The sequence below is a fragment of the Pelomonas sp. KK5 genome, assembly GCF_001984095.1.
Lineage (GTDB): Bacteria > Pseudomonadota > Gammaproteobacteria > Burkholderiales > Burkholderiaceae_C > KK5.
On sequence record NZ_LYVQ01000063.1, the window covers coordinates 23,223 to 29,534 of the forward strand.

Sequence of the window (6,312 nt, forward strand, 5' to 3'; positions counted from 1 at the left end):
GTGCAAAGCATGCGCAAGAAAAGCGCCTGTCTGTGGAGTAGTTGTGGCGGGCCGTACCGGGGCCGGGCTATCGTAGCGGGCAATGTACAGGCTGATACAGGCGCTCACGAATCCGCGCCCGTGGCGGCCGAACCGCAGTCCATGAATACCCAGCAAATCCGCCAAGAAATTGACAGATCCCGCGCCCAGGGTGCGCTGAAGCAGATCGTTATCCCGCCCTGCCCGGAGCTCCTGGTGCAGCTGCGCGAGGCGATGCGCCAGGCACCCGAGCCGGACCTGAACGCGGTGGCGCGCATCGCCGCGGCGGACGTGGCCATGTCGGCCACGCTGCTGCGCATCGCCAACGGCCCGCTGCACAAGCCGCTGGGCCTGCCCTGCACCACCGTCGGCCAGGCGATGAACCGCATCGGCCTGAAGCAGAGCGCCGAGGTGATGAGCGGCTTCCTCGCGCGCAACGCCATCCCGGTCAACAGCCCGCACCTGGCGCGCTTCTGGGAGCGCTCCACCAAGCGCGCCATCGCCTGCGGCTTCATCGCCACGCAGCTGCCGGGCGTGTCGGAGGACATGGCCCATGCCTTCGGCCTGTTCCTGCATGTGGGCATGCCGGTGCTGCTGCAAAGCGTGCGCGGCTACGGCGGCACGATCATCGAGGCCTCCGCGCGCATCGACCGGCCTTTCATCGCCACCGAAAACGCCAACCATAAGACCGACCATGCGGTGGTGGGCGCGCTCACCGCGCGGGCCTGGAACATGCCGGCCGAGCTGATGGCGGCGATCCGGCTGCACCACGACTTCCGCTCGCTGGGCCATGCCGGCATCGAGCCCGAGGTGCACACGCTGATCGCGATGGGCCTGGTGGCCGAGCAGCTGATGCGCCGGCACGAAGGCCTGGCCGAAGACGCCGACTGGGCCACCAACCACGGCGTGGCGATGGAGTGGCTGCACATCGGCTTCGACGACCTGGAGACCTGGCAGGAGATGCTCTGGCCGCTGCTGGACGAGGCTTAGGCAGCACCCTTCAGCTCAATCACATTGCCGTCCGGATCGCTGAAGTAGAGGGACGGTCCATCGCCCTCGGCGCCGAAGTTGTTCGAGGCCGGACCGCGCGGCGCGATGCCGTGGGCGGCCAGGTGGGCGACGATCGCCGCCTCGTCGAAAGGCTCGATGCGCAGGCACAGGTGGTCGACGTTGCGGCCGGTGTCGGGCCGTGCCGCTTCACCGCCGGCGCGCCCCAGTTTCCCGTCCACCGAGATCAGGTCGATCATCGAAGCGCCGGTGCGCAGGTGCACCAGGCCCAGGTCGTCGCGACGACGCGCAACGCTGCAGCCCAGCACGGTCTCGTAGAAGCTCACGCTGGCGGCGAGATCGCGTACGCGGAAGACCAGATGATCGATGCGCTCGATGGCGAATGGCGGTGTTTTCATCCCGGCGATTCTGCCGCCGACCGGGCGGCACAATCGCCGCCACATGCCGTCCGCTCCATCCGCTCTCCGCAACTCGCAAAGGATCTGGCGCCGCCGCCTGCGCTGGGCGGTGCCGCTGATGGCGCTGCTGGTGTCACCGCTGCTGTGGAAGCTGTTCGGCCCGCGCGGCTTCATCGTCACCGTCGAATCGAAGACCTGGCTCTACCAGGTGGAGATCGAGAAGCGCATCCTCGAGACCGGTTCCGGCTGGTGCGACGAATTGCCGGCCTCAGCCATCGACATCCAGCGCCGCGTGGTGGACGGTCGCGAGCACTGCCGCTACAGCGCGCCGGAGTGGCGCAGGCGCTGGGTCCGGCAGGCGACCGGCTCCGAGGCCGAGAGCCCGCACTGGCCGGCCTTGCCACCGGGCGACCTGACGCGCGACGCCATCGGCGCCGAACGGCCCGGCAAGCGCACGATGCGCTTCCTGCTGCACCTGAGCTCGGCCGTGCACGAGCAGCAATGGGACTGCGAGCTGCCGCGCGAGCTGTGGGAGCGGGTGCGGCTGGGAGAGACGTTCAGGCTGCGGGTCGACCGCTTCAGCACGGCCGACTGCTCGAGCGTGCCGCTGCGCTGAGATTCGGCCTTACCTGCCGAATGCCGCCGATCCCGGCAGCGGCGTCGCCACGGTGATCTCCACCGCCTGTTGCTGCGTGAAGCCCTTCTTCAGCAGCGCCTCGTAGAGGTTGCGCTTGAAGGCGGCGATGCGCTCGGCCGTGTCGGGCCTGGCGGCGGCGGCCAGCTGCACCTCGATCTGCGCCTGCATGGCCTGCTGCAGTTGCTCCGGCGACGGCGGCCGCGGCGCATTGGCCGGCGGGCTCGGTTGCGCGATGACCGAAGAGGCCACGAGGGCAAGAATCAGTGCGGCGATGGGACGCATGGCGGCTCGATGGACGATGAGGGTGCCCATTCTGCGGCAGGCAAGCGCTCAGAGTGACACCGTCCCCAGCATCTCCCGCCACAGCGGCTGGTAGGCGATGTTGGAGATGCCCTCGCCGTGCGGCAGGTGCCCGGGCATAACGGGGAGGTTCAGCGCATGGATGTGGCTGGGCGGCAGGCCCAGCGTGCGGTAGATCTGGTCCATCGTGCCGGCCTGGTTCTCGTCCACGTGATAGGTGCCCGACCAGCGCTCGGCCGGGGTCGCGCTGTCGCGCCGGTACCAGGCGGCGATGCCGTCGCGGCCATGGTCCCAGCCGCCGGAGAACATGATCACGCCGGCGAGCTTGCGGCTCTTGGCCAGATAGGCCGCCATGCCGCCGCCCTGCGACTGGCCGGCCGCGGTGATCAGCGCCCAGCGCGGCTCGTCACCATCGAGGTAGCGGCCCCAGTCGCCGGCCGGGTCGCTCTTCTGCAGGTGGCGCAGCAACTGCGCCAGCCGCGGCACGATCGCGTCTTCGGGACGGTCCTGCACGATGCCGGTCTGGTCGCCCCAGACGCGCTGCTGGCGGAAGGCCTCGGCGCAACGCGGCTGCTCGCGCACGCGGCGCTGCGTACAGACCTGCGAGACGGCCGGTTCGCTGAAATAGGAGATGCCGATCAGCCGGTAGCCTTGATCCACCGCGGTGGCGAAGAACTTCTGCGGGCCGGTGGACGGATGGCCGTTGGTGCCGGCCAGCCAGATCAGCAGTGGCGGGGTGCCGGCGGCGTCGCGGTCGTAGACCACCAGGTGGGGTGGTTCGTTGACGCCGAGGCGCTCGTCGGTGTCGTGGGGAGGGACCAGCAGGTGCTCCACGGCGCCGCAGGGCAGCGCCACTGCGGCGAGCACAAAAAAGGCGGCCAGAGCCGCCTTCCTGATACGCCTCACTTGCGTGCCGGCGGCACGTCCGTGCACGACCCGTGCGCCACCTCGGCCGCCAGGCCGATGCTCTCGCCCAGCGTCGGATGCGGGTGGATGGTCTTGCCGATGTCCACCGCGTCGGCGCCCATCTCGATGGCCAGGGCGATCTCGCCAATCATGTCGCCGGCGTGCGTACCGACGATGCCGCCGCCGACGATGCGGTGCGTCTCCTCGTCGAACAGCAGCTTGGTGAAGCCCTCGTCGCGGCCGTTGGCGATGGCGCGGCCGGAGGCGCTCCACGGCAGCAGGCCCTTCTTGACCTTGATGCCCTTGGCCTTGGCCTCGTCCTCGGTCAGGCCCACCCAGGCCACTTCCGGATCGGTGTAGGCCACGCTCGGGATCACGCGGGCGTCGAACTGCGCCTTGGCCAGCTTGTCGTCGCCCAGCAGTTCGCCGGCGATGACCTCGGCCGCCACGTGGCCCTCGTGAACCGCCTTGTGCGCCAGCATCGGCTGGCCCACCAGGTCGCCGATGGCGAAGATGTTCGGCACGTTGGTGCGCATCTGCACGTCCACCGGGATGAAGCCGCGGTCGGTGACGACGACGCCGGCCTTGTCGGCGCCGATCTTCTTGCCATTGGGCGTGCGGCCCACGGCCTGCAAGACCAGGTCGTAGAGCTGGGGTTCCTTCGGGGCGCCCTCGCCTTCGAAGGTGACCTTGATGCCTTCCGGCGTCGCTTCCGCGGCCACCGTCTTCGTGTTCAACATGATGTTGTCGAAGCGCGGGGCGTTCATCTTCTGCCAGACCTTGACCAGGTCGCGGTCGGCGCCGGTCATCAGCGTGGGCAGCATTTCGACGACGTCCAGGCGGGCGCCCAGCGTCGAATAGACGGTGCCCATCTCGAGGCCGATGATGCCGCCGCCGACGATCAGCATGCGCTTCGGCGCCGTGCTCAGTTCCAGCGCGCCGGTCGAGTCGATGACGCGCGGATCCTTGGGCATGAAGGGCAGGCTCACGGCCTGCGAGCCGGCCGCGATGATCAGCTTCTTGAAGTGGACCGTCTGCGTCTTGCCGGTCTTCTCCTGGCCGGCGCCGGTGGTCTCCTCGACGCTCAGGTGGTTCGGGTCGACCAGCGAGCCGTAGCCGCGGATCACCGTCACCTTGCGCATCTTGGCCATCATCGCCAGGCCGCCGGTCAGCTTGCCGATGACCTTCTGCTTGTGCGCGAGCAGCTTGGGCAGTTCGACCTTGGGCTCGCCGAATTCGACGCCGAGGTCGGCGAAGTGCTTGACCTCGTCCATCACCGCGGCGACGTGCAGCAGCGCCTTCGAGGGGATGCAGCCGACGTTCAGGCAGACACCGCCGAGCGTGGTGTAGCGCTCGACGATGGCGACCTTCAGACCCAGGTCGGCGGCGCGGAAGGCAGCCGAGTAGCCGCCGGGGCCGCCGCCGAGCACGACCACGTCGAAGGACTGGTCGGCGGAGCCGGTGTAGCTCGCGGCGGCCGGTGCGGGCGCGGCGGCCACGGGCGCCGGAGCGGCGGCGGGCGCTGGCGCGGGAGCCGGTGCAGCAGCAGCCACTTCACCAGCGGCTTCGAGCGTCAGCACCACCGAGCCCATCGCGACCTTGTCGCCGACCTTGACCTTCACGTCCTTGACGACGCCGGCCGCGCTCGACGGAATCTCCATCGAGGCCTTGTCGCTCTCGACGGTGATCAGGCTCTGCTCGACCTTGACCGTATCGCCGGCCTTGACCAGCACCTCGATCACGCCCACCGAATCGAAATCGCCGATGTCCGGCACCTTCACTTCAATCGTTGCCATCTGATCGTTCCTTTGCTCAGAGCACGATGCGGCGGAAATCGGCCAGCAGCGAGGCGAAGTAGACGTTGAAGCGCGCGGCAGCGGCGCCGTCGATCACGCGGTGGTCCCAGCTCAGCGACAGCGGCAGGATCAGGCGCGGCTGGAAGGCCTTGCCGTCCCACACCGGCTCGATGCTGCTCTTGCAGACGCCCATGATGGCGACCTCGGGCGCGTTGATGATCGGCGTGAAGTACTTGCCGCCGATGCCGCCCAGGGACGAGATCGAGAAGCAGCCGCCGCTCATGTCGGCCGGGCCCAGCTTGCCGTCGCGCGCCTTCTTGGCCAGCTCGCCCATTTCCTGGCTGATCTGGAAGATGCCCTTCTTGTCGGCGTCCTTGATCACCGGGACCACCAGGCCGTTGGGCGTGTCCGCCGCGAAGCCGATGTGGAAGTAGTTCTTCAGCACCAGCGTGCCGTCGCCGTCCAGGGACGCGTTGAACTCGGGGAACTTCTTCAGCGCCGCGACGGCCGCCTTGATCATGAAGGCCAGCATCGTCACCTTGATGCCGGACTTCTCGTTCTCCTTGTTGGTCGCCACGCGGAAAGCTTCCAGCTCGGTGATGTCCGCGTCGTCATGGTTGGTGACGTGCGGGATCACGACCCAGTTGCGGTGCAGGTTGGCGCCGCTGATCTTCTTGATGCGCGACAGTTCCTTGCGCTCGACCGGGCCGAACTTCTCGAAGTCGACCTTGGGCCAGGCGAGCAGGTTCAGGCCCGCGCCGCCGCCTGCAGCGCCAGCCGCTGCGGCAGGCGCCGAGGCCTTCTGCGCAGCGGTCTGGATGGCACCGGCCATCACACCCTTGACGAAGCCCTGCACGTCGCTCTCGACGATGCGGCCCTTGGCGCCGGAACCCTTGACCTCGGCCAGCGGCACGCCCAGTTCGCGGGCCAGCTTGCGGATGCTCGGGGAGGCGTGGGGCAGCGTGCCGGTGGGCGCGGTCGGCTCGTGCGCCGGCAGCGCGGCGGTGGGGCTCGGGCGCTCGGCCGGGGCGCTGGCTTGCGCCGGGGCCGGTGCCGCGGCGGCTTGTGCAGGAGCGGGTGCCGGCGCTGCAGCAGCAGGCGCGCCGCCCGCCGCTTCCAGCGTCGCGATCAGCGAGCCCTTCTTGACCTTGTCGCCGACCTTGACCTTCAGCTCCTTCAGCACGCCGGCGTGCGAGGACGGAATCTCCATCGAGGCCTTGTCGCTCTCGACGGTGATCAGGCTCTGCTC

General features: G+C 68.9%; 7 protein-coding genes. 2 read left to right on the plus strand and 5 right to left on the minus strand.

Going from position 1 to position 6,312, the window contains the following annotated elements; translation table 11 throughout:
• Positions 1–141: 141 nt before the first annotated feature.
• The gene (locus B0W88_RS12205) at positions 142–1,008 is read left to right on the plus strand and encodes an HDOD domain-containing protein (RefSeq protein WP_077034938.1); all 867 of its coding nucleotides are present in this window, start codon (positions 142–144) and stop codon (positions 1,006–1,008) included.
• On the opposite strand, the gene B0W88_RS12210 is transcribed toward B0W88_RS12205, so the two are convergent.
• Positions 1,005–1,424: a VOC family protein gene (locus B0W88_RS12210; RefSeq protein ID WP_077034930.1), complete on the minus strand. Its 420-nt coding sequence runs from the start codon at positions 1,422–1,424 to the stop codon at positions 1,005–1,007. The two genes, B0W88_RS12205 and B0W88_RS12210, sit on opposite strands and share 4 nt — an antisense overlap.
• 43 nt (positions 1,425–1,467) lie before the next feature.
• Here B0W88_RS12210 and B0W88_RS12215 point away from each other — a divergent pair, with 43 nt between their 5' ends.
• Positions 1,468–2,040: a hypothetical protein gene (locus B0W88_RS12215; protein WP_144006733.1), complete on the plus strand. Its 573-nt coding sequence runs from the start codon at positions 1,468–1,470 to the stop codon at positions 2,038–2,040.
• Positions 2,041–2,049: 9 nt separating this feature from the next.
• Here B0W88_RS12215 and B0W88_RS12220 read toward each other — a convergent pair whose 3' ends face one another.
• The 4 genes from B0W88_RS12220 to aceF form a co-directional block, all read right to left on the minus strand.
• Positions 2,050–2,343 (minus strand): hypothetical protein, encoded by a 294-nt coding sequence (locus tag B0W88_RS12220; protein WP_077034932.1) that lies wholly within the window; start codon positions 2,341–2,343, stop codon positions 2,050–2,052.
• 48 nt (positions 2,344–2,391) lie between these two features.
• Positions 2,392–3,267 (minus strand): hypothetical protein, encoded by an 876-nt coding sequence (locus B0W88_RS12225; RefSeq protein WP_158080848.1) that lies wholly within the window; start codon positions 3,265–3,267, stop codon positions 2,392–2,394.
• Entirely contained in the window at positions 3,264–5,063 is a 1,800-nt protein-coding gene (gene lpdA / locus B0W88_RS12230; RefSeq protein ID WP_077034933.1) for a dihydrolipoyl dehydrogenase, read from the minus strand. The genes B0W88_RS12225 and lpdA overlap by 4 nt, the downstream gene beginning before the upstream one ends.
• A gap of 16 nt (positions 5,064–5,079) precedes the next feature.
• On the minus strand, positions 5,080–6,312 hold a 1,233-nt coding region (gene aceF / locus B0W88_RS12235; RefSeq protein ID WP_077034934.1), incomplete at its 5' end, for a dihydrolipoyllysine-residue acetyltransferase.